This is a genomic window from Butyrivibrio sp. AE3006, assembly GCF_000424165.1.
GTDB lineage: Bacteria > Bacillota > Clostridia > Lachnospirales > Lachnospiraceae > Butyrivibrio.
In genome coordinates, this window is the sequence record NZ_AUJJ01000030.1 from 1 (window position 1) to 25,974 (window position 25,974).

Genomic DNA, 25,974 nt, shown 5'->3' on the forward strand with positions numbered 1-25,974 from the left:
CGGGAACTGATACCCCGAGGCTCTTTCCGGATGTCTTTAGTAACAATTAAATAAGTTTGTGGTGACTCCCTGTAAGTTTTCTCTTGACAGGAGGTCATTACATATCAGTTAAATAATATTTTTTACTTTTATAACCTTTCGAATATCATGGGTTGTTTAGTGATAATAACACACCTCAGACATAATCAAAAATGCTTTGTATAGCATCCGTAATGTCAATAATTTCTGGCATGTGTATTCTGTCTAATTTAGAATATCCTCTTAAATTCATATCGAGTAGTGCCATTTTCTCACATTGAACATACCCAGTAACTTCATCAGAATTAATTCTAATATGTAAAGCACCTGGCTCTCCATTCTTGTAAATCGGACAACCAATAATTTCACCAGTTTGATTGAAAAAATCCTTACTTACTACCAAAACCGGCATCTTTATTTTTTCAATCTTAAGTATATCCCCCTGATTTATTTCTTCTTTCATTACCAAATCTCTCTTCCTACAGGCTCACCCCAGTCAAATTCTCCGTCAAGATCAAGCTTTCCGCCATATTCGGCAGCACGCTCCTCCAAAGTTTTATGTCTGAATGGCTTAACAAGCATGATAACTCCATTTGAAACTTTGACATCCAGCACATCATCAACAGCCACATCCGCTTCTTGAAGCACTTCCTTTGGAATTCTTATGCCTTGACTATTTCCCCATGTTTTTACCTGAGCTTGCATAATATATACCTCCTTTGTGTATATACATTGTATATCCATGGATGCATTCTTGCAATATTATCTAACTAACAGCTCGTAGAACATTTCCCGAAATGCAACCTTATAGCCCATCATCCACTTTTTCTATCATCATCCTGCCATCGCCACCATATCAGCGTAGCGTATCAGCTCCATTTCTATTCTGTCCAAATCAAGCGTTGTACTCTTTTCATATTCACCGGCATTGCATGCCCTGTCATCAATATATACATCGCAGGTGATCTTCCTTGAGTTGGAGCCGTACTTCTCTATTGTCTCCGGTAAGTTGTCATTTACAGCATCAAAATATAGTCCGTTATCCCGGCAAAACTCTATGGCTTTTTCAAGAGGTTCTCCTGCTCTGCATGTCCAGAGAATCAGTTTGTCCCCCTGCTTTTGCTTTTCTATCAAAAAATCTATCAGTTCTATATTGGCAGGACCAACCGAAGGCCAGTCGCCCAGAGAGATGGTCCCATCGAAATCTACCGCAAATATCATATCTGTCCATACCTCCTGCCATTCTGAAACTAAGGCGCATCCTGTGCACACCGGCTTGCCCCTGAATCAATGAAAAAACCATGCATAGCGAACAACTGTTCTATTTGTAATTATACGAATATATGTTCTGTTTTGCAACCACTAGATATTGTGATGGGTATTTTCGCCTTAGTAGTTATAGACTAACTATTAAATAAAAAGAGTGCGTATATCTGTAGATATACGCACAAGATTTCTGGAGTATTATTAATATGCTGTATCATTTGATTTATCACATACATCAGTAATCCATCTGGTTATAGTATCTGCGAATAGATAAGGGATGTCGAAGAAATAGCTCCATATATGCATCCACGCGGTTATTCACACCATGCATAACAAGATGAGAAATGCTTCCTCTAAACTTGGGACTGATTCCCTTTAACTCCTGTTCCCTGGTATCAATGATCGTATAGTTTGCGTTTACTTTAGGCAAAAACCTTGCAACACGCTCTGCCAATGGTCTCTGTTCATCTTCTCCTATGAAAAGAGTAATAGGTGTGTCAGAAACCACTATCTCCTGCATACCATGGAAAAATTCCTGACAACTAATGGACTTTGTCCTGATCCACATCTGCTCTTCCCAGTAACACATTGCATATGAATAAGTTGCTCCATATTGGTTACCTGAACCTATAAAATAATGTGGAAGATCCGGATGTTCTCTAAGAAATTCCACCTTTTTCTTAGCATATTCATAAGCCCATTCATCAGAATCTTTTTCTACCTGAGCAAGAGCATCCGCCAGATACGTTTCCATCTCCTTATTATACTCTTCATAATCCTCAAATTCCCCATTCAGGTACATAAGATAATTAGCTGTCATGAAAAACTTGAGCTGCTCGTTAGCCTTATATGTTATCAGGAAGTCCTGCTTATCGGGCTGCGTAAGCACTGATCCCGGAGTGTCGATAAATGCAAAAACCCTTGCTCCTATTTCATGAACCTTGTCAACAAGCTGTATCATCTCCTTAGTTGTTCCAGACACAGAAGAATAAATAACAACTGATTTATCTGTAAATCTTCTATTTCCTGTTGTCAAGAACTCTGCCGCGTTCTCAACATATATTGGTAATTTGGATTTACCACGCATATATACTTCAACCTGTAAACTGGAAGCATATGTTCCTCCTATTCCCATAAAATATATGCCGTCGAATCCATCTTCCCAAATTTTATCTATGATTTTCTCTATCTGTGGTCTTAGCGCCAGAGCACCATTAACACTGTCAATCTGAGCCTTCTCATTGAAGGAACGCAGAGATGCACCTTCCTTCTCTTTCCAGGCCTTAGCCTCATATTTCATTATTTTAACCTGCTTTCTTTTTAACGTTTGAAGTGAACTTTAAAACTGCATTTGTCACCACGGGTATAATTTTTATTAAACTCCACCACTCTGCCATCTACGTCATACGTCACGCATTGAAAAAGCATTGTCAAAGTATCAGTATCAATTCCAAGTGTGCGTGCATCTGCAGCTGAAGGCTTAGCAAGATCCAGTGTCTGACTTGCATTGGCAATTTGAATCCCGAACATCTTATACACCTCATATATAGAAAAGATATTCAGATCAATTCCTTCAATTTTAGGTACCAGATAATATGGAATATATGTCTGTTCCAAAGATACCGGTTCACTATTTGCATAGCATACACGCTTGATTGCAATGATCTTATCCTCTGGATTTATTCCAAAAAGCTTTGCATATCTATTTCCTGCAATACGCAGATCCTTCGAAAGAATCCTGATGCAGGGTTCCATATTTATGTCACGCATTGTCTGAGTGAAGCCTTCAAGTTCATCCAAATTGCGTTCAATTTGCTTTTTGTATCGTTCGTCCATTTCAATGCTCCCTAATGACTTATTACCATGCGCCAAAATACTTCAGAGTCTCTGTAGCATTCTGAGCTCCCATTTCCATTGCTTGTTCTATAGTGTTTCCTTCGGTTATACCATTTAAGAAGCCTGCTATATAGCTATCTCCTGCCCCCATGCTGTCCACAAAATTATCACAAGGGACTATTCCAAAGCTGTGAAAATCATTTCCGTCATAGCAAAGGCTACCCTTTTCACCCATCATACATATAACAAGCCTGGGGCCTTTAGCGCAAATACTTTTCATAAGCTCTCTGTTTTCGGATGTATCACCATCATCAACTGAAAAGAATACGTAATCCGTGTATGGAATGGCTGTCTGACTCTCAAGTACATCTGGTTCTGTAGCACAGTCAAAAGCTGTCATAATACCGCATTCCTTTAATTCCCTAAACTGTCCTCCAACCTTTCCCCACAGATCGCAGACAACTACGTCATATCCTTTGATAAAATCTATATCTTCCTCTGTCAGACGATAGTCCGCAAGAACTCCTTCGTCATAATCTCCAAGAATACGTTCCCCGTTTATCAGGTCCACCTGCGTAACTGCAGTTTTTCCTGTTCTGACACTAAGATGGGAAATATCTACTCCTTTTGATGCTATTGCTTCTTTCATTATTTGGCCAAACTCATCATTTCCGACATGCCCTATATATGCCGCTTCTCCACCCATTCTGACGGTGTAAACAGCCATATTTACAGGGCCTCCGCCAGGAAATGCTTTTCCACCTTCGAGTTTTTCATAATAATCAATACAATTACTACCTACTGCCGCCAGTTTCATTACTATTATCTCCTGCTACTCCGAAGCCTCTCTGGTCAGTCCCGTGGAAAATCTTACCTGATCCGGTTTTGCAACAATCTTAAAATACTCTACCGGTTTATCGTTGATGTCGTTGATAAAACCTGTAAGATAATACATTTGTTGCCCCGGATTTACATGAAGCTTTTTGGCCTCTTCATCTGTTGCCGTCGTGATACTTATCCATTCCTCTCCGGCTCCAAGTTTGTTCCCATACTCTTCCAACAGGTGATACAGGGATTCTTCGGAAAAATCATGTTCTTCTATCCCTTGGCAGCGACTGTATTCCATGTAGCTGGTCTCTATCATAAGCGGAGTGTTATTGCGCAATCTTAACCTCTCTAAATGGAATACTTTACTGCCTTCGGGAATACCTAATTTATGTGATACATATTCACTGCATTCTTCTACTCTTGAAAGGAGCACCTCTGTCCAAAGAAAATATCCCATCTTTCTCATTGATTCCGATGTTGATGTACCATCATTCAGATTTCTCTCTAAAACAGGCTCCGCCACAAAAGTTCCTGATCCTTTTTCGCTGTATAAAATCTTTTCTTTAATCAGCTGCTGTATAGCCTGATGCAGCGTGGAACGATTCAGATTCCACATCTCGCAAAGTTCTCTCTCTCCGGGGAGCTTAGCGTGGGGCTTTAGATTGTTTTCTTCGATATACCATATGATCTGTTCTACTGCCCTGTCATGTGGGGGTATCTTTTTTATCCGTTCCATTTTCAAATCCTCAATAATTTTTAGCCGGCAAGCTGTTTATCAGCCTTTTCTGTCTTCTTATTTCTGCTATCCCAATAATAGAATGCCGGCAGACCCGTTGCAACTGCGATCACTGCACAAAGAATGCTTTGAAGAGGTGCATATGTAAGTTCGCCGTAGATCAGGGTCCCAGTCATTACAATTGCTATGATAGGCATTATTGGACCACCGGGACATTTATATGATGGGTTATAGCCATGCGCTTTGCCTTTTCTTCTAAGTACAAAAATAGTGAAGAATGTCAGGATATTTTTCAAAAGTGCTACCATTGTAAAGTAACCAAGAAGTCCTGACAGATTTGTAGCAAAGATAAGAACTATAGCAACTGCGCACTGTACGATGATTGAAAAATATGGGGTCTCGTACTTGGGATGTACCTTTGCAAATGACTTAAAGAACAGGTTATCCTTTGCCATAGCATACTCAATACGAGGCTGATACATTATGCATGAAGAAAGAGATCCGATTACTACAATAATTGCCATGATAGCAACCAGTGTTCCAGCATACTGTCCGATACCGGGGATTTTGGAAGCAAGGAGTGCAATAGGTGCTTCAGAAGAAGCAAGTTCGTCAATCCCAAGCATTCCGGATGCCACAAAGGTAAGTCCTGAATAAAGTGCCAATACAATAACAGCTGTAAGAATAAGGCCTATAGGCATATTTCTCTTAGCATCATTGATCTCACCTGACATGTAGCAGGCAGCTCCCATTCCATCATAAGACCATGTTGTTGCTGCAATGCCCGCAATAAGTGCTGTAAATCCGCCCTTTGCAAATCCTTCAAGCGGTGTTGATGACATTAAAAGTCCGCTCTGAAGATGGAAAAGACCAATACCGATAACCAGCGCAAAAGGTATTATTTTGAGTGCTGTAATGACTGTCTGGAATGCTCCACCTGCTTTAACTGAACGAAGATGAATGCTCATAAACAGTAATACAAAACCAACGGCAATAAATTTAAGTATCAGTCCGTGAACCGGAATAAAGAATGCAAGGTAATTAACTATTGCCAACGCCATGATGGAAATTGACGGCGGATCTGTTGCCCAAAAGCTGATCCATCCGCAAAGGAATGCCAATGGTCTTGATCCGGCTTCCCTGAAATAAACATATTGTCCCCCATCCTCCGGATATGCTGAAGCAAGCTCAGAATAAACAAAGTTGGCAGGAATTTGCAAAAGGCCTCCTATAAAGAATGCCAATATCAGAAACAGACTGCTTCCTGCAGCATTAGCTACTTCTGATAGTGATGAAAAAATTCCGGAACCGACCGTCGTGCCAACTCCAAGTGCAATAACGGCACCTAGTCCCAATTTACGTCCAAGTTCCTGTTTGTTGTTTTCAGACATGAATATCTCCTTTCATACCTAACCGAAAAGGACTGTGCATATCCTTTTCCACCTCCGTAACATAATTATGAAAGGCTTCTATTCTATCCCATCCTATGCAGAAGCGCTTCCGACCTCGCCACTGCAAAAGATCACTTTCTGAACTGATTTGATTGTACGAAATCTCTATATTTAATTCCATTCATGATTGGCACGAAAATGAAAAACGGTTTTTATTCACAACCTCAAAACTGTTCGACCAAAAAACTGATAATCAGACCACTTTCGTCATGTTTCACAAATTATAAAAGAGTATTAATCCACCATGTTTTATACAATGACGAAATTGCTTGAAATATAACAGTTATGAACAGACCACATCCATTTTTGTAGCTGAATCCACTTCTCAGAATTTGGAGAAACTCCCAATAGGCAAAGAAAATCTATCATGGTACTTTACAGTTGTGGGATGAAGGTTTGTGCAGACTTTCTCCCAACGCTTCTATTCTTATCCCAAAGAACTAATCCGGATAAAGAGATTTCCGACATGTTCTCTTTTATCCATAAATCGCCGATTCTTCCGGCATTTATCCATGAAAAATATAGGGAGGAAAATATTGTAAATATGAAAGCTGACTTCGTCATGGCATCCAGATCCATCTTTAATGGTTATGATGCCAAACCTTTCGAGGGATATATCGCAGTTAAGGATGGAAGGATCATTTTAGTGGGAAAAGGAACATTATCTGAAGAAGATAGACGGAATACAGAGAATTACCTTGATTTTGGTGATAAAACTATCACTCCGGCATTTACTGATGTACATTGTTTTTTTACCGGGTATGCTGTCCGCTATGCGGGTGTAGACCTTTCACCTGCGACTACCATAGATGAGCTGTTCTCCATAGTTGTAGATTACGCTGATTCACTGCCTCTTGATAAAGCTGTTCTTGGTCATGGCTTATCAAAAAAACTAATATCTGAAGTGAATACTAAGCGTCTGGAAAAGATCTTCGGTCACAGGCCTGTTATTCTTTTTGCTCAAGGCTGCGAAACATGCCTTATGAATAAAGCTGCAAGAGTAATGTACAAATTTAGTCCGGAAACCTGTTATCCTGAAAGCTATGTCCTTCTGTTACCAATAATAATGTCGGACAAGAACTTCATAGTGCCATTGTTCAAACGATATATGCATATGCTAAACCGTATGGGTGTAACAAATGTAAAAGAAATGGGTTTTGATGATTTCTTTGGTTTTACTGATATTCTTGAGGAGTTGAATAACAAAAAAGAGCTTACTTTAAGAGTCCATTTTATGAGTCAGCCTGTTTCCAAGCCGATGTCTCTGGAATATGGAAAAACCATGCGTGATCGCTTTAAGGGTGAATTCATTTGCTTTTCCGGTTTCAACCAAATGACCGATGGATCCGTAAGTGACTTATGTGCTGATCTTAAAGAACCTTATTTATGTGCAGATACTAACTGTGCTCAGGAAATAGATTGGAAAAAAATCGCTGACGATGCCAGAAACGCTGATTCTGAAGGCTTTCGTTTTTCGCTTCATGCACAAGGTGACGCTGCAATATCAAAAGTTCTCGATATATACGAAAGCTGCATGCTCAATCTTGATGGAAAACTCGTAAATCGACACAGTATAACTGACCTTGAATTCAGTGATCCATCTGACCTTGAGAGAATGGGAAAGCTTGGCGTAATTGCAGAGATTTATCCTCAGATTCAATCTATCGCCAACAGAAAAGATAAATTAGCTATGATTGATGAAAAAATAGGTTCCGAAAGAGGAAAACGATATTGGAATCGCAGAAAAATGGCAGATAGCGGTGTAACTATAAGCTGTGGTACTGATCTGCCACTTCTTATCGATAATATCCCGGAATCAATTTTTCATGCAGTAGGTGGATTTTTCCCGGAAGGTGGAGACGCCTTTAATTCTCAGAATATGCTAAAATGTAGCGAACTTCTAAAAGCTTGGACCTATGGAGGGGCCTATAATCTGGGGATTGAGAATGAAGTGGGAACTCTGGAAGAAGGAAAAAAAGCTGACTTCGTTGTTTTTGATGATAATCTTTTTAATACACCGATAAATGAAATTCGAAAACGCTACGTAGAACAGACATATCTTAATGGAAAAAGAGTTTATTGAGCAGGGGCACAGTGATGAGGGATGGGCTTATTCTGTATAAGCTCATCCCTTCAAACATTATCTGGTAAATAAAGAATTTATTAAGCTCATCAAAGGTTGCTGTACATCCTGATCTGTCATCCGAATTCTCTTATCTGCTCACGCCAAAAGTGCTTTTCCCATCTCATAAGCTTTTTTGCATTCCTGTGGGAATACTGTTTCATGGCGCTCTTTCTTATGTTCAGGATCAAAAAATGACAATTCCCAGTCAGTTTTACTATAGTCTTTTAGCTGCAAAGTATCGCCGCTTACCAGCACATTTGTTGGCCCAACGAACTTATCAAGCGTATCCTTGTATCCATTTAATAGCTCTGTGTATGCTGTATCAGGCGCATTGCTGGTCATTATGAGAAGCACCGGAATAACATTCTGATTACAGCACGGCGTTTCAACATTATAAGTAAGGCTTTGGAAAACAAGTCTTTCATAAAGAGCCCTGAAGGATGCTGTAAAGTTAGACAAATAATTGGGAGAGCCCATTATAAGTCCATCTGCTTTCCTAATATCATCAAGCACCTGTGTAAGGCCATCCCTGCAGATACAGTGACCTTTATTCTGCTCTTTTTTACATCCAAAGCACGAAATACAGCCGGTGTAGCGTTCAAGCTTAAAGAGGTCATATCTCACCACCTCTGCCCCGGCGTCCTCACATCCCTTGGCTGCTTCCTTTAAAAGTGTATCTGTATTGAATCCTGCCCTTGGTCCTGCATTTACAACAACAATTTTCTTAGCCATACCTTTCTCTTTCCTCCTTATCCTGAATGTCTGAATTATGCAAATTTACTTAATCAATCATAGCTTTTAAATCAGCACATTTCTTCTCATTATCCGACCTGGGATAGTGTATATTTTGATGTTTTCCTGCCTATGATTGCTGATCTTTCAAAAAAGCGAAATGCGGTAATGTTTTATACTTTCTCAATCATGCTAGACTCACCATATTCGTTATCAGTTCCGTTAATCTCAATATATCTCCGTTTCATTCTCAAGTCTCCTAAACTTAAACTCTTTGACAAAAATAATGCAGTTATAATCCAAAATATCAGTCTCTTCATGGTGTTACCTTCCTTTCATTATTTGAAATAGTTAGTTCTCCCCCACCATTACTTTGAGTCATCTACTTTTGTTATTTGATAATTACAGTATAAAAATCTCATGGACAAAATAAGTCCATGAGAATAAATCTTAAATAAAAAATAGGGACTTTTTCTTCTACTGTTATTGGTTAGTTAATTTCTCTTTATTCTCCTCTTTTCTTTTGACAAAAGTGAGCTTAAAATCCTCACCTTCATAAATCCTCACCGGATTTCCACGCACAATCTGTGCATGTTTGCTCCAGGCGTCATTTCTTTGATTATCCTTGTTTGTGGCGTTCATCTCTTTAAGAACTGACGAAAGCTTTTTTAGTGCATCCTGCTTGTTGGCATACTGTGAACGTTCCCTAGTTGATGCTACGATGATCCCTGTGGGCAGATGTGTCACTCTTACTCCAGTCTCAACCTTGTTGACATTCTGTCCGCCGGGACCACCGCTGTGAAATTTCTCAATTTTCACCTTATCTGCGGTGAGCTCTGAATCCACTTCATCGGCATCGGGGATTATGCTTACATCCACAAACCAGTTTTTCCGTTTATGGCCGGGTCTGTGTTTACTCTTGCAGATCCACTGCATAGTCCCATCAAGCTCTGATAAATCCTGCTCGGATGAAAAAATGATTGATGAAAACGCACCTTCAACTTCTCCTTTCATTGATGCGATTATCTCTAAATCTGAAAATTCTTTTTCTAATGCTCTGTATATACCGCCCACGGCAGCTCTGCATTCAACAGGGCCCATACCTGAGCTTATCTGTAGTATCATTATCTAATTACCTCTTTCTTATGCATTTCCGCCTTTGTAGTTATAAACAGGTTTGAGGATCTTTGTGATTTCAACGGTATCCTCAACAGCTTGCCTGATGTAATCAATGTCCCTGTAAGCGAAGGGTGCTTCATCAAGTGTATCCTTGCTGATGCAACTAGAGTAAATACCTTTCATGGATGCCTTGAATTCAGAAACTGTATGTGAATTCATTGCCTGTTCTCTTGTAGATAATCTGCCTGCTCCGTGGGGTGCAGAACAATTCCACTCTGCGTTCCCCTTCCCTTTTCCAAGAATTACGCCATCCCTCATATTGATTGGGATGATTACCTCCTCGTCTTTTTTGGCAGAGATAGCGCCTTTTCTTAAAATTGCTCCGTTTTCTGTTTCCTCGATATAGTTGTGGATACAGCTCTGCTGGTCTTCTATCTTCCACTTCATACCCTTGCAGATTTCTTTAATCATGATCTGACGGTTCAGGGCAGCATACTCCTGAACAAACTGAATATCATGAAGATAATCCGCTAAAAGTTCACCTGTGAGGAAGGTCATTTCATAAGGCACTTCTATTCCCTGCTTCTTAAGATGCTTGTGACCTGTTTCCATGTAGTATTCAGCCACTTCCTTACCAAGATGACGGCTCCCGCTGTGGATGATCAAATATCCTTCGCCATCTTCGTCTACATCAATCTCAATGAAGTGATTTCCTCCGCCCAGAGTTCCCAGGCTGAGCATTGCCTTGTCCTGTCTGATGTGTTTTGCACAGCGAAGCCAGCCCGGATCAAACTCTCCTGCATCTCTGTGAATAGTATTTCTGCTCTTGAAGCCAACCGGGATGTTATCTCTGATTACGGTATCAAGCTTCTGGAAATCCTTTCTTACTTTTCCAATGGCTGCCATACTCATTCCACATCCGATATCAATGCCAATAAGTGCCGGAAGCACAGCATCTTTCACTGTCATGGTAAGACCTATGGGACCTACTTTTCCCGGATGAACGTCCGGCATAACGCAGATTTTACTGCCGGTTGCTGCCTCAGTGTCTGCTATCATTTTAACCTGAGCAATTGCGTACTGGTCCACGTTTCCTTCAGCAATATCGCCCATGCACATGATTTTTGCATCTGTATATTTTCCTGTTATTTGTGTCAAAACAAAACCTCCGTATCGGTGTCCTTGCAAATTTGCGCACTAAAAAGACACCTCTAATTCTCAGAGGCTCATTACTTAATTGTCCTGTCAAAAATGGGTAAACTGATAGAACTATCAGCTATATAGACGGCGGACAATCATGCCTCTGTCATTTCTAGTTTCAGTTGTAAATATAGTCGTCATGTATTTCATGATTGCCCTCCTTTCTGCTCTGTATGAGCACGTTGAATTCTTTATTACAGACGTTAGTATATCACATATGGTGGGTTATGGGGTATCTTCCATTTCTTCCAAAACAGTTTCTACGCATATCTGAATTCCCCTGGCTATTTCAGGTGTGCTCATTGCTGATTTTGTAGTCTCATCAGAATCAGCCGGGTTGGGAACATGGATGAATCCTGCAGGAATGCTTAAATCCTTTGTCTTCAGATAATTCATGATACTATAAAAAAGATCATTACATACATAAGCACCGGCTGAATAGGAAAGCTCAGACAAAATCCCTTCTTTTGTCATGTTCTCGACCATTTTTGTTACCGGAAGCGTTGAGAAAATGCCATCTTCTCCTTCTGAATCAATCTTCTCGAATTTAGGGCTGTTGCCTTGATTATCAGGAATTCTTGCATCATCGATATTCACGGCAATGACTTCCGGGGTTATCTTTGTCCTTATACCTGCAACGCCAAGCATGATAATCGCATCAGGTCTTTCCTCATCAATTCTTTTTTCAAGTATCGCTGCAGCCTCGCCAAATACTACAGGTAACCTTATCACTTCAATTTCTGCTTCTCCTATTCTCCTCGGAAGCAGTTTTGCAGCCTCATAAGAGGGATTAATCTTTGCATTATTAAATGACTCAAAAGCCGAAACAATCACCTTTTTCATGATTTCTCAGCATCCTTTCTCATCTTTCATTCCAGCTTCAATATCATCAAAAGACTACTTTGTAAAAAATTCAAATATCCCCATTGTAATTGCTTCTGTAATAAGCGGTATCATCCCAAACAGATACCCTGTCATGGGCTTTACTCTGTAATACTGCAAATAGAAATAAAGACTAAGTATTGCCGCGATCGCAGTTAATATAAGAAGAATAGCCGCCTTGTCTATCGTAACTGTCTCCCAGGCAAAAGCACGGTTTATTGATGCCACTTCAAGCATCGACCATCCTACTATTAGGAACAGTTCAGACGTCACCTGCCTGTGAAGAAAAACTCTGGTTCCATATAGCAGAATCAAATATGTAGCAATGCCAGCGGCTATAATAGTTATTCCGGAAATAAACCCTTTTTTCGGTGGAGTTTTGATTATCCCCATCATATTTATGTATAGCCCGGCAAGACCAAATCCCACTGTAATCAGCAATAAAATTCCATCAAGTCCGGAAGTATGGCTATTACCATGATCAGGATGAAACGCTACTCCCCACCAGACAAGGTAAAATATGCAGCATACGATCAACAGTGCTTGTCCCAACTTAATCTGAGCCATGTTAATACCTCGCTAATTTTTGTTTCCGAGCAGATATTTGCCTGAAAGGATATTTTTCTCGCAGGTGCTCATCTGATACCATTCGCAAGTGCCGCAGATTTCCTGCATCTTTTCATGGGTCATCTTTTCGTGGATCATGCTGATTAGCTCCTGATAGTCGTAGACCTTTTTATCCATTCCTATGGTATTGCCGGATTTATCATTTATAGCTGTGTCTGTCTCTGTCATTTCAAGTTTAGACCTTTCAATCGTAATATGCTTTGTTCACGTAATTTAGTATATCATGAACCATTCTTCTGGAAAAAAGAAGGCCATCAGATTTTGCTAAATCTGACGGCCGTTTCACCACTACTTATAAAAATTAACTCTCTTATTACAAAAGCGTTCCTAAAATATGTATTACGCTCCTTTTTACACAACCTATATAAGAAAAGCTCTTAAGGCAAATTTATATACCTATTTCTCACATAACTTCTCCGTCCGGTATATAAATGGAATATAATAATTTAATTTATATACTTTTTTATATGCTTTCCTGTAACATTCACCCCTATGTACTTATTTGGCACAGAAAAAAGTATATAAAAGCCCCATTAAATTTCTATCTTATATACCTGCCTTACTCAATCGCATACAAAAAGATATATAAATTCTATGTATATTTACATCTTATATACCTGTCTCACAAAGCTCAGGTTCTTCATCATCTTCCTGCCTTTTTGAAACGTGATTTCTGATGGATTCCTTGATCTTGTTCTTTATGTGCTTTTTTGTCTTCTTTTTGATGATATGGATAACTATCAAAATAACGATAGGTACAAGGACAATGGCACCAACCTTTAGTCCAAGCTTTATCTTAAGCCACATGAGCTCTTTCTTTTTCTTTTCGATGGCTTTGCTGATTTTACCCATGAAACACCTCCATCCGCGTGATTTATATATACCTTATCATATTTAATCTCGCTTAAAGGGTTTTGGAAGTATTAAATTTCTATTATCTCTCAGCAACCTTTCCCATCTACTCTGCATGCAGCGCCTGCTTCTCCGGGCTTTTCTACCTCTATTCCCTGCTCTGTAAAGTAGCGCTCCCAGTCAAGGATTATTTTTCCATCATCTGTAATGAGTGTAGGAATGCCTATATATCCATTTCCCTTTGCCTCGTTAAAGGCTTCATCCTTATCACGGAGTCTCAAAAACGCCTTAAGGCCTTTAAGGCTCTGGGTTATATCAATATTTTCATAGTCTCAAGCGGTATGCGATTTGGCATTCCGGTATCAGGATATCCAAGAATGAGTCCTCCTGCTAAAAAAGCCCCATCGTATGGGACTTTTATATTTGCTGCCATTTGATTGTATGCAACGCTTAAAGCAATAATAAACCGCCCATAATCAAAAATCAATGCTTAATTGATGCTGATTACGAGCGGCACTACATGTCTCTTTTCGTCGAATATCATTATTATTCAAACCATTTCCGCATTTGATCCACAGCTCATATGCACATGGTTAACAATCAGAATTTCTTAAAAATGTCAGCTATTTCGTTTTCATGTAAGCATTTTATCTATTATTCTTCACAAGAGTCCTCATAGCTGACTCCTGCCATTCCTCTGCGAGAAGTATTTCGCCTCTTTCAATCATGCTGTTTACCCTTTCAAATATGATCAAATCACCCAGCATCAGTTCTGTTTTTCCCATCACTTCACCAACAAGACGGCTTATTTTGAAGGTTTTAGACATATTCTTGATAACATCTCTAATTATAGAATCCAGGAACTCTTCATGAAGGCTCACAATACTTCCACTAACCATCAGCCTTAGCGGGAGATTATCTTTTTGAAGATCCTTCCATTTTTCGGAACAATGTTTTATCTGCTCTTTGGTAATATTTTTTTCCAATGATAATGTGTCAAACCACTTCTCCGGTGGCATTTGTCCCCATGCATTACAATAATACTTGCCTGTCCAATAATTTGGAGGCAAATATACAGCACTTACTTTTTCATAATATTTATTCTTATCAAGATAATTCATTAGCCAGTAAAATCCGTTTATTTCAGACGGACTGTTGCTGTACCATATTCTAATCTCTTCTTCGTTACTGATAGCATCCTTTAAAAGTTTCAGATATTTTCTGTTGTTGCCGGCAATCCCATCGACCCATTCTTTTGCAATGTTACCGTTTCTGCTTTCCGGATACATTGTACTGATCAGCTGATAAATCACCTGGTCTCTCTTTTTCCCGGGAATTCTTCCGGAAATGTCGCCATACTCTAAAGACAGCTCAAGGCAAATGATATCTTTAGCATTTCCGCCAATAGGTCTGCTGTTATACCACTTCTCTTCATTTTCCTTGTTGAGTCTTTTGATTCTGTCTGGAACTTTCCCTGAATCATCTTTTATTGTACAGATCATCGACTTTGGGAATTCTCCAACACCGGTAATCTGTGCCATTCTCAAACTTCCCTGAACACTTGGTCCGAATACTATCTCCTTCTTCATTTCATCCCCTATAACATTTCTTGTTACTTTATCATCCTATGTCACAGCATCATATCTACATTCCCAGAAAATCAAGGATCTGCCTTTTGTAAGATACCGGAGTGTCTTTAAGCCCCTGTGGAATCTTAAGGACTATGCGTAGCATGATGCTATTTTTATTACGTCCTGCCCTGATGAGCCTCATCATCTGAGAGGAAATCTTCACTTCAGGTTCCTCCAAAAGAGGTAAGATCACGTAGTAAAGTGCATCATCATCAAATGAAATATCTCCGAGGAACACTCCGTTCACAGGATTTTGAGCCACTGCCCTGTTATCAGATAGGAAAATATCGACAGGCTCACCTTCATGGAAAGAATCTGCTCCTTTGGCAGAACTCTTTATATAACTGATGAACTGATACTCTTCTGCATCTTCCATGCCCCCAACGGGTTCTCCAATTTTCCTTGCTGCATCCGCAGGTAAGACATATTCCTGCATCATAAGATGGAAAATTCCCATGAGAACATCACCGGAAAGGGCTCCCTCCGCTCCCGAAACTACATCCTTTGCAGCTTCAAGTACGCTTTTTGCAAAGAAAGGAAAATCCTCAAGATCGGGATCCCAGATATACTTGCCCTCAGCTACTTTTGACAGCGGAAGGTCCTCATCATCATAGATTCTGTACTGCACATATACAGCTCTGTCACAGAAAGCTTCCTCATTAACGGCAGCTTCCCACTCCCAGTCATCACTGCTGTCTGTCTCTAGTTCAAGACTTTCCCTGATTACCTTATATGCCTCTATGACTTTGGTTATCATCCCATCATCGGACGCCTCTCCCCTATGCCTTTTCGCGTCGGGATGATGGACAAAAAGAAGTCTTTTATACTTTTTCTTTATGGTGTTTTCATCATCGCTCCTTGACGCACCAAGGATACGATAAGCCTCAATTATATCCATGTTATTCAAGCACCAGCTCTTCGCCGGGTTTTACTATTATTCTTCCGGGAACATCAAAGCTTTCTGCTACAGACTGATCAAAGCAGTTGGTCTTATCTGCAGGGATCATGTGATAGGGAATGTTGTGCTTTGCGCCAACGGTTTTAGCGCACTCAATTGCTTCCTGCACATCCATGTTGTAGACACCGTCACAGCAGAAAAATGCATAATCCAAATTCCTCTCCGCCAAATCATTCATCTGAGGTGTTGTGGAAGTATCTCCGGACAGATACAGTGTCACTCCATTTGAAAAAGTAAGGATAAAACCCACACATTCATTAACGTCATGATTCTTGTTGTAGCCTGCTTCCACAGCTTCAACCTTTACATATCCAAGATCAAAGTTCTGATGCTGTCCTCCGCTTAAGGCCTCAACCCATGAAATAGTCTCGCAGTCCGGATTCTTTGTAGCTATCTCATCTGTCTGGGTGTGATCATAGTGGCTGTGTGTCATAAGTATCAAATCTGCCGGTACATCATAGCCTTCCCCGGCAAAAGGATCCACATAGATCACTTTTCCCTCAGCTGTAATAATCCTCATGCTTGCGTGTCCCTGATACAAAAGTTTTGCTGCTCCCATGTCATCTCCTCCGTTTTCTGCATCTGCGTTACTGTTATCGGTGGCCTCTTCCGTTATTGGAAGAGCATCCTGATCCTGCATATCGTTACTATCTTTACTCGGCTCGCTCTCACCTGTCTCAATATCCCCAGTCCAGTCGATGATTCCTCCGAATTCATACACTTTCGAATATCCCATATCCGCAAGCTTCTGCGAGGCTTCCTTACTGCGTCTGCCGCTTCGGCAATAGACAAGGATTATCTGATCAAAGTCCGGAAGTTCTTTAGGCGGGTCCACATCAATGCTTTCATTAGGTATTAGAATTGCACCTGGGATATGCCCTTCTGCATATTCATCCTCCCTACGAACGTCGACAATAACATGACCATCGTCCTTTGCCATCATCTCCCTGGCTTCGTCCTGCGATATCTGTGTATACTCAAATGTCTGAATCATTCCATCACCATCCATGACCTGACCTTTTTCGCCACAGGCTGCGATGAGCAATAAAAACATAAGTCCCAAAACACCACAAAGTTTTTTCATTCTGATCCCCTTATGTGCTATATCCATAACCGCATTACTTTCCTTTACTATAGCCTTTTTGTGTGCTTTTGCATAGGACTAGGAGAATGGCCCATGGGCCAAAAAAGACGGCAGAAATTTCTGCCGCCGTGTCATTTCTTAGGAGTTTTTCTCCTCTTCCATCATTTTAATTAGCTTATCTATCTCTTCCTGAGAAAGCAGTGCCATATCGTTTGTATCAGCCATTGTTCCCTCCGTTCTCTGCTCTTTGTATGACTATATATATCATAGAAGGTAGCGGACGTCATTAACAATATCGCGCGTTTTTTAATTATCCATAAAACTCACAAAACATAAATTCATAAGTCTATTTTTTCATGAAAAATGGCATATTGCGTGAAGTAAATTTTCATGAAAAAGTCATGGCTTTGAATCATTTTTGTTTCGACATTTGCGATTCAAACGTGCAGATGCTGCAAAACAGGTGGCCGCTGCAAAGAAAACTGCTCCCAGTCCAAAATGTTTATCTGCTATCTGAAATACGGATGAAGCATAGAGAAGCGTTGCTGCAAGCGTATTTAACTTTGAAATCTCTGCTTTCATCTCTTTAATTCTTTCATTTTCCATAGTTAACTACCCTCCTTCTGAAGTAAATATACCTCGTCCCAGAAAAAAAGACCGCTTCTACACCAGAAACGGTCAAATATACACTGATTTATCATATCGGTATGTATGCTGCTATAACAGCCACAATCAGCGCAGGCAGCATATTTGCGACTCTTACCTTTTTGCCCCAGACAAGATTTACTCCCACACAGAAGATCAACACCGATCCCACCAGTGGCAGATTCGATATTGCAGACTCAGTCATTATCGGTGCTACAAGCTTTGCCAAAAGGGTCACAAGGGTTACATCATTCTACGCGGGCAGCCCCAAGAATCGCGTCCACATCTGCCCCGACAACATCAAGGCCCTCAGCCTTAATCTGGTAGACTTCGTCTATTCCATAAAAATTATTGGCAAGAGCTTTTACATAGCCAAATCCCAGCTCGTCAGATAAAATCGGCCCGCCGGCGGTTGTTACATAATACAGCTTATCGGCTTTACATAAACCTGTAGGTATGCCCGTTTCCGAATATGTAAAGGTCAGTCCCAGGACATTTATCTGCTCAAAAAACTGCTTGAGCATAGCAGGAAAAGAAAGGTCATAATAAGGAGCAGCTATTACTATTGTGTCTGCAGCCGCAAAATCTCTGCCAAGAGAAAACATAGGATCATCGTATTTTCCGGCGTTTTTAAGGTCTTCACGATGATTTATGAACTCTTCATCAACCACAGGAAAATCTACGTCTTCAAGCCTGATTTCCTTTACCTCACCTTCTAAAGTACTTAACAGTTGCTTAGCCAAAATCAATGTTCTAGACTGCTTGCGAACACAAGCGTTAACAAATAAAATCATAGAATTCTCCTTTTCCTTAAACGGTGAACTATAGTGCTTCTATTTCCTTTATCTCCGGAATTATCTCGTAATCATCAGTTACGGTTATAACTGCATGAACTACCTCACCGACTCTACGTCGGAAAGGGTTTCTGTTATGCCGCTTTGCGGCATGAACCTTCAGTCTGCCTATGGCATCCTGAAGAACAGGGCATGTCCACTATGCCCCTATCCCATTGTGTTACCTTTGGGAATACTTTTCTCAAGATATTTGCAGCTCCGTTTATGTCTGCATTTGTGAGTGTTCCATCGTAGTGCCTGTAGAGTCCTCTTTTTATCCTTCTTCCTGAAAAAGAGTATTCTTTATTATTCCCTTTTTCATACATGGGAATAGGATCCATGGCAAGAAAATCAGCCTTTGATGTATAGCTCTCTTCTGTGAGGGCAAGTCTTATACCGTACTCAGCAAGCTTATAGCGGAGCATATCTGCAAATATCAGCATTGGTATCTGCACAAAATTCTGGTTACTGATATGTCCCATATCTGCTTCCTGTTTCTGGAATACGTTATGTCCCATCACCACAACATCGACACGGTTATCCCTTGCATAGTCCGCAAGTTGTCTGCTTATCTTGTGAAACTGGTCCTTTATCCTCCTGTTCCTCTTTTCAGTAAGGATGCTCATTTTTCTGGTACGGTATCTCTTATTGCATCTCATGGCACATGAAGCGAGTCTTCCCATTTCCTTGTTGTAAAACTGGTTGATAGCCTTGATGGTTCCGCCCTTTATGACAAAGGGTCTCTCGCCAAAGTTGTTTACTACGGCAGCTATGTTATCTGTTCCGGGATCTATTGCCATTACACGGATGCCTGAAATATCCGCCATATCTACAAGATCCTTCAGTATTTCCTTATCATCAGCAGGAGCCATGCCCCTTGTTTCCACATCCATAACAACATCTATCACAAAGTCCTTCCCATGTGGCTTTATGCGCACTTCCTTAAGCTTTCCGGAAGGGAAGCCTTCACCAAGTCTTAGCATATCGTTTGTTCCGGGGAATCTGATAAGAGAGTCATCCTTTATCCTGCATATCTGGTTTGTGAGTATGGCTGTCTTGTACTTTCCCTCACCTACATACCTGGGCATGCGGGGACGTCCTGTAAAAGCAGACGGAGTCTTTGCATATGCCTTCACTGCCTCAAAAAATGACTTGTAATCCCTGAGCAGGAGCTTCAGTATCTGCTGGTTTGCCTGTGATGGAAGCCCGTAGTATGCCTTATCTTTTGTGGTCTTTAAAAGATAGTCGAGGGCATTGTAAGAAAGCCAGGAACCTTTTACCTGATATTTTGTACCATCGAGGGTGTTATTCACAAGCCTGAATACCTGCATCTGATTGGGATACAGGGGTCTGTAGGATGCCATGGCTTCCACGGCTGAAGAATACTGACGGATTATGAAATTAGCCCTGTTGTACAGAATGGCGCAGGCTCTGCAGATATCGCTGCAGTAACCATATAGTCTGTTGTTTTTACTGATTCTGAACTGCCTTGTTCTGTACACGGTTGTAATTCCCTTCGCCAAGCCTTATATTCTGTATTATAGCATATTTATAGTAAATATGCAAACATTTGTTTGCGTTAGATTTGGAGGTTTCATGGACAGTTACAAGAGGAACAGGCACTCAACTTGAGTGCTAATTTAAATTCCGGATTGTAACAGTAAATTCCGCATGAACTGACTTTACCTCCGCACATCTTTCCGCTATACTGCATAGGCTGCTGATTACCTAGCCTGTGTAAGAAAGAGAGGAAAGATGAGTACTCAAAAAGGTAATCAGAAACATCTGACTCTGTCAGATAGAATTAATATTGAAAAAGGTTTAAACAACAGTGATTCTTTCGCCGCCATTGCTAAAGTGGTGCACAAGGATCCTACGACCATATCCAAGGAAGTCAGAAAACATTCCAAGGTGAAGGAATACAAGGGGTATGGCAACACTCCTTGTGAATCCAATAAGGATAAGCACTCTCCCTGCAAACTTAAGCATGTATGTGGAGACATGGATTGTGACAAATTCTGCAGACAATGCCGCACCTATAGATGCAGTGATGTTTGTGGAACTTACGAACCAATGCAATGCCCAAACCTAAAGAAAGCTCCGTATGTATGCAATGGATGTGGAAAGCGTGTCAATTGCATGATGGAGAAAAAAATATATTCTTCCAAGTATGCTAATGATTGCTATCTCGAAACTCTTAGTTCCAGCAGAGAAGGAATAAATCAAACACCTGAAAGCATTCAGAAAATGAATGATATTCTGACTCCGCTAATCAAGAAAGGCCAATCAATATCACATATTTATGCGTCTCATGCTGAAGAATTAGGCTGCTCTAAACGTACTACCTACACGTATATCGATGCCGGTGTTTTTGATGTAAGAAACATCGATCTGAGGCGCAAGGTAAAGTACAAAAAGAGAAAGACATCCACTAACACCAGTGCCAAGAGCCGCGCTTATCGTATAGGCCATAACTACGAAGATTTTAAAAAGAGAACAGAAAAAGATCAAAATCTAAGTATCGTAGAAATGGACTGCGTAGAAGGTAATGCTGATGGCCATAAGGTTCTACTTACCTTTACGTTCCGTAGAACTACGTTAATGCTGATCTTTCTATTAGAAAGTCAGACTCAGGAGGAAGTTCTCAAAGTCTTCTCTTATCTTGAAGAAAGCCTCGGGACAGAGCTTTTTAGTAGACTCTTTGAAATCATCCTTACAGATGGCGGAAGTGAATTTGCCGACCGTGAAGGAATGGAAACATCGTCGGATGGCAAGACTCAGAGAACAACCGTCTATTATTGTGATCCTTACTCTTTTTGGCAGAAAGGTTGTTGCGAAAAAAATCACGAGTACATAAGATATGTCCGCAAAAAGGGATCATCTTTCGATGATTTGGATCAGGAAAAAGTTACGCTACTGGCTAATCATATCAATAGTACAAAAAGAGACAGTTTGAACATGCATAGCCCATTCGAACTGTCTCAGTTGCTCCTGGATAAACAGCTCTTATCTGTTATGGGATATAATCTCATCGATCCAGATGACGTAACGCTGACACCAGAATTATTAAAATAAAATAGTTGTGCACAGGCAGGTATTTCGCGCTTTGAATTTGCAAAAGTTAATTCAGGTATGCGGAGCTTAGTCTCGCACACTAAGTCCGGATGCCCCTTTGGCATACTCAAAATGCAGAAAAAACTGTTCTGTTGGTGCCATTATAACGGCAAATGGATAAAATTTAAAGGAGAAAAACGGATGTTAGTTCCGCATGATTACTGGATCTTTGAGAATGCGGAATTAAATTCCGCATTCAAGTGAACAGGCACTCAGTCTACCTGCTTACATACCACGTTATTTTTGTTACAAAATACATAGAAGAACAGCGCACTGATGATGTCGGTTTAAACTAAACTTGTAATATGTTTAAAGATAGGAGTGTAAAAAGTCAAAAATACGGCTTTTTACACTTTTTAACTTAAAAAAATAAAGCTTGAAAATGTAAAAAGCCGTACTTTTTAAAGAAAAATCTGTAAAAAGCCGAATGGATTAAAGCTAAAATTGTAAAAAACCGGGCACTGTAGTGTGTGCAATTTAATCATTATCCTGGATATCATCAGTTCCATAGACGTCTACCTGGGATGCCTGTCTTTTATGTTCTTCTTCTATAGCAGCATAGTGTTTAACAGTCGTATTTACGTCTTTATGTCCCAGAACATCAGCAACCATATAAATATCACTTGTTCTGTTATAAAGCGCTGTACCATACGTTCTACGGAGCTTATGAGGGGTGAGTTTTTGAGTAAGTCCTGTGTTTTTTCCATATTTTGAAATCATATATTGGATGCTTCTTATCGATAAACGCTTATGCTGAAGAGATATGAAGAGAGCAGGTTCTTCAGAATCATTGAGTAGGGAAGGGCGTTCATGATTGATATAATCCCTCAGCGTATTCCGGATAATCTCGTTTATGTAGAGATGATCTTCATCGCCGCCTTTTCTGACGATAGTAATTGTATTTTCATCAAAATTTATATCTGAAAGATCAAGCCCTGCACATTCCGAGACGCGGATTCCAGTATTTAACAGAAGAGTTACAATTGCCAGATCTCTTTTTGCAGTAGGTTCAGACATGACTTTGGAATGGTAACTAGCAGAATTCACAGCTGCAACAGAATCCATTAGAAGCTGAACCTGGTCAGGATACAGCCTTCGGATATCTTTCTTTACCTTTTCTTTCTTCTTTACAGCAGCTTTCACTGTGGGATCAATCTTAAGATAGTCATATTTGATCAGATATTTATAGTAATTCCGTACAGCCGCCATTTTTCTTGCAATTGCACGTTCTTTAGCAGGCTTTACATTGCCTTTTTTATCCGGTTTGTGGCCTGATGCAACATAATTTTGGAATTCATTGATGTCCTGAGGACCAAGATTTTCGACAACTTCAAAGGGGATATCTTTGATTTCAAGATTCTTGCACAGGGGATTCTTTTCCTTGAGAAATCCGTAGAAAAATAGAATATCCTGCGCATAATTTAAAGCGGTGCTTTCCTGATATTTGAGAAGACATTCCTCAACAAATCCATGTGTATGCTGAGGAAGAATGTTTTTAATGCTTTCAGTATCTTTACGGCGTTTCTGCCTCAATGAATTGTAATATTCTGAATTTTCACCCATGACTTAACTCCTCCGCTTTTCTAAAATAATCGTAACACAAAAGAGGAATTTTGTGCAATGATATTTGCGTTAGCAGCGCGTTCCAGCGGGAAGTGAACCCCCTGTCTGACATCGTTCTTTATTGGCTTTATTTCTTTGTTGGATATGCCGTTAATTCTTCAAACTCATCTACCGGCATAGGCTTGTAGAAATAATATCCCTGCATTTCCTCACATCCAAGACTTCCGAGGAAATCAGCCTGTTCCAGTGTCTCAACACCTTCTGCGATAATAGAAGTTCCAATAGCATGGATCATCTGGACCATGTAGCTAAGTATTGTCCGACCCATCTTTTGGTCACCTGAACCGGTAATAAATCGAAGATCAAGCTTTATGCGATCAAGGATAACTTCTTTTAACATATTCAGTGATGAGTAACCACTTCCAAAGTCGTCCATTTCAACTTCAAAGCCTGCTTCACGAAGTTTGGTTGTTGTTTTGATGATGGTATCGGAGTTTTCGACATATGCGCTTTCCGTTATCTCAATACGAAGTTGACCAGGCAATAGGTTATAGAACTCTTTTAATGTATTAAAGTGGTCGGCTACATCAGGGTTCTTTACTATATCAAGTCTTGATAGGTTTACTGATACACACAGTTGTCTGCCCTGATCATTCCATCGCTTCAAATCCTTACACACAGTGTCCCAAACGTGACAGTCAAGATCATAGATAAGCCCAGCATCTTCCAAAACCGGAATAAATTCTCCCGGAGAAATGTTTCCATCCTTCTTGCTTTTCCAGCGGCAAAGAGCCTCTGCACCAGTTATCATCCCAGTCTTATAGTTGACCTGTGGCTGATACCATACTTGTATTTCCCCAGACTCAATAGCTGCAGGAAGGCGACTTGCGATACCGGCACTTTTCCTTCCCATGTCCCACTGCTTTGGGTTATAAAACTCAAATCCTTCTTTCTTGGATTCTCTGACTTTTCTTTCTGCAAGGCGGGCATAATCAAGCATCTTATCCACGTTTATGTCTTTATAGTCATCAGGCATAAGAACATAAATACCAGAACAGAGCCTTACAACAAAGTCTTTTCCACGATCGCTAAAATAATTGCGAACAGGAGTCAAAATATATTTTTCATCCTGAAGAATCTGTTCATTGCCGCCAATACATCGAAGGATAACAAAATGATCTCCATCATACCTTCCTATAGCTTCTTTATCGGTAAGTACTTCAAGGCTTCTCTCAGTCCAAAATTTTAACAGCTCATCTCCGGCCTTCCAGCCAAAGCTGTCGTTGATGAACTTAAAGTCTTTTATGTTGTTATAGGATATCGTATACGGTGTATCAGGGTTGTTAGTGAGTAGTTCCTCAACTTTTTTACGGAATCCATTGTGGCTGAGCACACCAGTGAGAGGATCGATATCCTCCATTATCCGCATCTTTTCCTTCTGCTCTTCAAAATATGCTTTCTGTCTTAGGACAAGCATTATAACAAGAGCAGCAAAAAGGATAGTCCCAATAATAAGGAAGTACTTATATTGGTAGAGATAGTCTTCAAAAGTATATACATAAAGATCTCTGGTAGTGTAATCAAGGACTATAGCCTGTTTTTTGGTTTCAGGAATAGCTGCAATTCCTTCGTTCAGAAGTTCAATTCGTTTTTTTCCCTCTGGGGTTTCAAGAGTTCCGGCACGAAAATCCATTGAAAACATGGCAGAAGGCTGTACTTTAAAATCATTATAGGATGGCTTTTGAAGCACATAGCTCCACGCATATGAGTTATGTAAAAGTGCATCTACCTCTTCATTTCTAAGCGCTTTAATGCAATCAGCCATGGAATTGTAAAGGTTTATCGTTATTCCAGGGTATAACTGCTTTACAGTTTCTGCTACTCCGCCCTGTGATTTTAGCATGCCTACTCTGATGGTATTTATGTCAGAAATAGAGTGCTTATCTGTAGTCACAAGGGTAAATGGGGTCTGGATGAGATTGTCCGATACGATGGTCGCTTGACCAGATGCACTTGAAACAGCACTTCCAAAGGGCATAACAAGATCGTACTCAGTACTATCAAGGGCTTCCTTAAGATTTGATTCACTTATAGCTTTGAATGCGACATTGAAACCAGCTTCTTTGGCAGCGGATTCCATAAGATCAACGCCGATTCCTGCAATCTTGCCGTTGTCTTTATCAATGTAAAACATAGGACATCTGTCTACAGGCACACCGACTGTAAATTCTGTAGCAGGAGAATCAGACGAGGCATAAACAGGCGTCAAAAAGACTCCCTGATAGATTACCAGGAAAAGGAGGGCTATGCTGATAGTAGTATGGATCCTTTTTGATTTCATGATACACTCGCCTTATTGTTTGTTCTTTGCTTTAGATACTCACACTTAATTCTAACATTATTATGTTAAAATACGATAAATAATAAATAACAAATCGATAAAGGCGACTTCTAGTATTCCGGCATTGCTAACT

At 40.2% G+C, this 25,974-nt stretch carries 27 protein-coding genes; 2 read left to right on the forward strand and 25 right to left on the reverse strand.

From position 1 onward, the window contains the following. Window positions 1-175: 175 nt before the first annotated feature. From G603_RS0114535 to G603_RS0114570, 8 genes are all read right to left on the reverse strand, one after another. Window positions 176-481, reverse strand: coding sequence for a type II toxin-antitoxin system PemK/MazF family toxin (locus tag G603_RS0114535; protein WP_026525103.1), 306 nt, complete (start codon window positions 479-481; stop codon window positions 176-178). Continuing rightward, window positions 481-723 (reverse strand): AbrB/MazE/SpoVT family DNA-binding domain-containing protein, encoded by a 243-nt coding sequence (locus G603_RS0114540; RefSeq protein ID WP_026496574.1) that lies wholly within the window; start codon window positions 721-723, stop codon window positions 481-483. Before G603_RS0114540 ends, G603_RS0114535 begins: the two co-directional genes overlap by 1 nt. A gap of 129 nt (window positions 724-852) precedes the next feature. Beyond that, window positions 853-1,239, reverse strand: coding sequence for a hypothetical protein (locus tag G603_RS20570; protein WP_242834890.1), 387 nt, complete (start codon window positions 1,237-1,239; stop codon window positions 853-855). A gap of 280 nt (window positions 1,240-1,519) precedes the next feature. Beyond that, window positions 1,520-2,584 carry an SIS domain-containing protein gene (locus G603_RS0114550; protein WP_051207936.1) on the reverse strand — a complete coding sequence of 355 codons (1,065 nt, stop codon included), beginning with the start codon at window positions 2,582-2,584 and terminating at the stop codon, window positions 1,520-1,522. A 20-nt stretch (window positions 2,585-2,604) separates the two neighbouring features. Further along, window positions 2,605-3,120 (reverse strand): GntR family transcriptional regulator, encoded by a 516-nt coding sequence (locus G603_RS20575; RefSeq protein ID WP_051207938.1) that lies wholly within the window; start codon window positions 3,118-3,120, stop codon window positions 2,605-2,607. Window positions 3,121-3,142: 22 nt separating this feature from the next. Then, window positions 3,143-3,937 (reverse strand): fructoselysine 6-kinase, encoded by a 795-nt coding sequence (gene frlD, locus G603_RS0114560; protein ID WP_026670684.1) that lies wholly within the window; start codon window positions 3,935-3,937, stop codon window positions 3,143-3,145. Between the two features lie 15 nt (window positions 3,938-3,952). Then, window positions 3,953-4,684 (reverse strand): GntR family transcriptional regulator, encoded by a 732-nt coding sequence (locus G603_RS0114565; RefSeq protein WP_026670685.1) that lies wholly within the window; start codon window positions 4,682-4,684, stop codon window positions 3,953-3,955. A 20-nt stretch (window positions 4,685-4,704) separates the two neighbouring features. After that, a complete protein-coding gene (locus G603_RS0114570) occupies window positions 4,705-6,075 on the reverse strand; it encodes an amino acid permease (RefSeq protein ID WP_026525107.1) in 1,371 nt (456 codons plus the stop codon). 604 nt (window positions 6,076-6,679) lie between these two features. Between G603_RS0114570 and G603_RS0114575 the strand changes: the two genes are divergently transcribed. Continuing rightward, the gene (locus G603_RS0114575) at window positions 6,680-8,218 is read left to right on the forward strand and encodes an amidohydrolase (protein ID WP_035793452.1); all 1,539 of its coding nucleotides are present in this window, start codon (window positions 6,680-6,682) and stop codon (window positions 8,216-8,218) included. 138 nt (window positions 8,219-8,356) lie between these two features. Here the strand turns inward: G603_RS0114575 and G603_RS0114580 are convergent, their stop codons facing one another. From G603_RS0114580 to G603_RS0114655, 15 genes are all read right to left on the reverse strand, one after another. Beyond that, complete coding sequence (locus G603_RS0114580; protein WP_026670687.1) at window positions 8,357-8,992, reverse strand: flavodoxin family protein; 636 nt, start codon at window positions 8,990-8,992, stop codon at window positions 8,357-8,359. A gap of 483 nt (window positions 8,993-9,475) precedes the next feature. Continuing rightward, complete coding sequence (gene prfH / locus G603_RS0114590) at window positions 9,476-10,117, reverse strand: peptide chain release factor H (protein WP_026525113.1); 642 nt, start codon at window positions 10,115-10,117, stop codon at window positions 9,476-9,478. Between the two features lie 18 nt (window positions 10,118-10,135). After that, window positions 10,136-11,230, reverse strand: a complete 1,095-nt coding sequence (locus G603_RS0114595) for an RNA-splicing ligase RtcB (RefSeq protein WP_051207943.1) — start codon at window positions 11,228-11,230, stop codon at window positions 10,136-10,138. Between the two features lie 306 nt (window positions 11,231-11,536). Continuing rightward, complete coding sequence (locus G603_RS0114600; protein WP_026670689.1) at window positions 11,537-12,154, reverse strand: pyroglutamyl-peptidase I; 618 nt, start codon at window positions 12,152-12,154, stop codon at window positions 11,537-11,539. 54 nt (window positions 12,155-12,208) lie between these two features. Beyond that, window positions 12,209-12,760 carry a hypothetical protein gene (locus G603_RS21675; protein WP_051207940.1) on the reverse strand — a complete coding sequence of 184 codons (552 nt, stop codon included), beginning with the start codon at window positions 12,758-12,760 and terminating at the stop codon, window positions 12,209-12,211. 12 nt (window positions 12,761-12,772) lie between these two features. Continuing rightward, window positions 12,773-12,988 carry a DUF1284 domain-containing protein gene (locus G603_RS0114610; RefSeq protein WP_026525117.1) on the reverse strand — a complete coding sequence of 72 codons (216 nt, stop codon included), beginning with the start codon at window positions 12,986-12,988 and terminating at the stop codon, window positions 12,773-12,775. 441 nt (window positions 12,989-13,429) lie between these two features. After that, a complete protein-coding gene (locus G603_RS0114615) occupies window positions 13,430-13,672 on the reverse strand; it encodes a hypothetical protein (protein WP_026525118.1) in 243 nt (80 codons plus the stop codon). 89 nt (window positions 13,673-13,761) lie between these two features. After that, entirely contained in the window at window positions 13,762-13,953 is a 192-nt protein-coding gene (locus G603_RS20585; RefSeq protein WP_196808085.1) for a hypothetical protein, read from the reverse strand. Between the two features lie 366 nt (window positions 13,954-14,319). Further along, window positions 14,320-15,261, reverse strand: a complete 942-nt coding sequence (locus G603_RS0114625; RefSeq protein WP_026525119.1) for a DUF3658 domain-containing protein — start codon at window positions 15,259-15,261, stop codon at window positions 14,320-14,322. Window positions 15,262-15,316: 55 nt separating this feature from the next. After that, entirely contained in the window at window positions 15,317-16,201 is an 885-nt protein-coding gene (locus G603_RS0114630; RefSeq protein WP_155832691.1) for a J domain-containing protein, read from the reverse strand. A 1-nt stretch (window position 16,202) separates the two neighbouring features. Next, window positions 16,203-17,345 (reverse strand): rhodanese-like domain-containing protein, encoded by a 1,143-nt coding sequence (locus G603_RS22910; RefSeq protein WP_242834891.1) that lies wholly within the window; start codon window positions 17,343-17,345, stop codon window positions 16,203-16,205. Window positions 17,346-17,744: 399 nt separating this feature from the next. Beyond that, window positions 17,745-17,951, reverse strand: a complete 207-nt coding sequence (locus G603_RS0114645; protein ID WP_026670692.1) for a hypothetical protein — start codon at window positions 17,949-17,951, stop codon at window positions 17,745-17,747. 91 nt (window positions 17,952-18,042) lie between these two features. Then, window positions 18,043-18,228: a DUF554 family protein gene (locus G603_RS22100; protein ID WP_330367664.1), complete on the reverse strand. Its 186-nt coding sequence runs from the start codon at window positions 18,226-18,228 to the stop codon at window positions 18,043-18,045. 10 nt (window positions 18,229-18,238) lie between these two features. Beyond that, window positions 18,239-18,784, reverse strand: coding sequence for an NAD(P)H-dependent oxidoreductase (locus tag G603_RS0114650; RefSeq protein ID WP_026670693.1), 546 nt, complete (start codon window positions 18,782-18,784; stop codon window positions 18,239-18,241). Between the two features lie 134 nt (window positions 18,785-18,918). Continuing rightward, window positions 18,919-20,325 carry an RNA-guided endonuclease InsQ/TnpB family protein gene (locus tag G603_RS0114655; RefSeq protein WP_026670694.1) on the reverse strand — a complete coding sequence of 469 codons (1,407 nt, stop codon included), beginning with the start codon at window positions 20,323-20,325 and terminating at the stop codon, window positions 18,919-18,921. A gap of 253 nt (window positions 20,326-20,578) precedes the next feature. On the opposite strand from G603_RS0114655, the gene G603_RS0114660 reads away from it, so the two are divergent. Then, window positions 20,579-21,898, forward strand: coding sequence for an IS30 family transposase (locus G603_RS0114660; RefSeq protein WP_026670695.1), 1,320 nt, complete (start codon window positions 20,579-20,581; stop codon window positions 21,896-21,898). A 516-nt stretch (window positions 21,899-22,414) separates the two neighbouring features. Here G603_RS0114660 and G603_RS0114665 read toward each other — a convergent pair. Continuing rightward, a complete protein-coding gene (locus G603_RS0114665) occupies window positions 22,415-23,500 on the reverse strand; it encodes a tyrosine-type recombinase/integrase (protein WP_026525340.1) in 1,086 nt (361 codons plus the stop codon). A gap of 127 nt (window positions 23,501-23,627) precedes the next feature. Further along, window positions 23,628-25,841 carry an EAL domain-containing protein gene (locus G603_RS0114670; RefSeq protein WP_026670696.1) on the reverse strand — a complete coding sequence of 738 codons (2,214 nt, stop codon included), beginning with the start codon at window positions 25,839-25,841 and terminating at the stop codon, window positions 23,628-23,630. Window positions 25,842-25,974 lie beyond the last annotated feature (133 nt).

What these genes read in the sequence shown, in the direction of transcription:
- G603_RS0114535 (WP_026525103.1), bottom strand. Translation starts at nt 481, where the DNA reads ATGAAAGAAGAAATAAATCAGGGGGATATACTTAAGATTGAAAAAATA.
- G603_RS0114540 (WP_026496574.1), bottom strand. Translation starts at nt 723, where the DNA reads ATGCAAGCTCAGGTAAAAACATGGGGAAATAGTCAAGGCATAAGAATT.
- G603_RS20570 (WP_242834890.1), bottom strand. Translation starts at nt 1,239, where the DNA reads ATGATATTTGCGGTAGATTTCGATGGGACCATCTCTCTGGGCGACTGG.
- G603_RS0114550 (WP_051207936.1), bottom strand. Translation starts at nt 2,584, where the DNA reads ATGAAATATGAGGCTAAGGCCTGGAAAGAGAAGGAAGGTGCATCTCTG.
- G603_RS20575 (WP_051207938.1), bottom strand. Translation starts at nt 3,120, where the DNA reads ATGGACGAACGATACAAAAAGCAAATTGAACGCAATTTGGATGAACTT.
- frlD (WP_026670684.1), bottom strand. Translation starts at nt 3,937, where the DNA reads ATGAAACTGGCGGCAGTAGGTAGTAATTGTATTGATTATTATGAAAAA.
- G603_RS0114565 (WP_026670685.1), bottom strand. Translation starts at nt 4,684, where the DNA reads ATGGAACGGATAAAAAAGATACCCCCACATGACAGGGCAGTAGAACAG.
- G603_RS0114570 (WP_026525107.1), bottom strand. Translation starts at nt 6,075, where the DNA reads ATGTCTGAAAACAACAAACAGGAACTTGGACGTAAATTGGGACTAGGT.
- G603_RS0114575 (WP_035793452.1), top strand. Translation starts at nt 6,680, where the DNA reads ATGAAAGCTGACTTCGTCATGGCATCCAGATCCATCTTTAATGGTTAT.
- G603_RS0114580 (WP_026670687.1), bottom strand. Translation starts at nt 8,992, where the DNA reads ATGGCTAAGAAAATTGTTGTTGTAAATGCAGGACCAAGGGCAGGATTC.
- prfH (WP_026525113.1), bottom strand. Translation starts at nt 10,117, where the DNA reads ATGATACTACAGATAAGCTCAGGTATGGGCCCTGTTGAATGCAGAGCT.
- G603_RS0114595 (WP_051207943.1), bottom strand. Translation starts at nt 11,230, where the DNA reads ATGTGCATGGGCGATATTGCTGAAGGAAACGTGGACCAGTACGCAATT.
- G603_RS0114600 (WP_026670689.1), bottom strand. Translation starts at nt 12,154, where the DNA reads ATGAAAAAGGTGATTGTTTCGGCTTTTGAGTCATTTAATAATGCAAAG.
- G603_RS21675 (WP_051207940.1), bottom strand. Translation starts at nt 12,760, where the DNA reads ATGGCTCAGATTAAGTTGGGACAAGCACTGTTGATCGTATGCTGCATA.
- G603_RS0114610 (WP_026525117.1), bottom strand. Translation starts at nt 12,988, where the DNA reads ATGACAGAGACAGACACAGCTATAAATGATAAATCCGGCAATACCATA.
- G603_RS0114615 (WP_026525118.1), bottom strand. Translation starts at nt 13,672, where the DNA reads ATGGGTAAAATCAGCAAAGCCATCGAAAAGAAAAAGAAAGAGCTCATG.
- G603_RS0114625 (WP_026525119.1), bottom strand. Translation starts at nt 15,261, where the DNA reads ATGAAGAAGGAGATAGTATTCGGACCAAGTGTTCAGGGAAGTTTGAGA.
- G603_RS0114630 (WP_155832691.1), bottom strand. Translation starts at nt 16,201, where the DNA reads ATGGATATAATTGAGGCTTATCGTATCCTTGGTGCGTCAAGGAGCGAT.
- G603_RS22910 (WP_242834891.1), bottom strand. Translation starts at nt 17,345, where the DNA reads ATGAAAAAACTTTGTGGTGTTTTGGGACTTATGTTTTTATTGCTCATC.
- G603_RS0114645 (WP_026670692.1), bottom strand. Translation starts at nt 17,951, where the DNA reads ATGGAAAATGAAAGAATTAAAGAGATGAAAGCAGAGATTTCAAAGTTA.
- G603_RS0114650 (WP_026670693.1), bottom strand. Translation starts at nt 18,784, where the DNA reads ATGATTTTATTTGTTAACGCTTGTGTTCGCAAGCAGTCTAGAACATTG.
- G603_RS0114660 (WP_026670695.1), top strand. Translation starts at nt 20,579, where the DNA reads ATGAGTACTCAAAAAGGTAATCAGAAACATCTGACTCTGTCAGATAGA.
- G603_RS0114665 (WP_026525340.1), bottom strand. Translation starts at nt 23,500, where the DNA reads ATGGGTGAAAATTCAGAATATTACAATTCATTGAGGCAGAAACGCCGT.
- G603_RS0114670 (WP_026670696.1), bottom strand. Translation starts at nt 25,841, where the DNA reads ATGAAATCAAAAAGGATCCATACTACTATCAGCATAGCCCTCCTTTTC.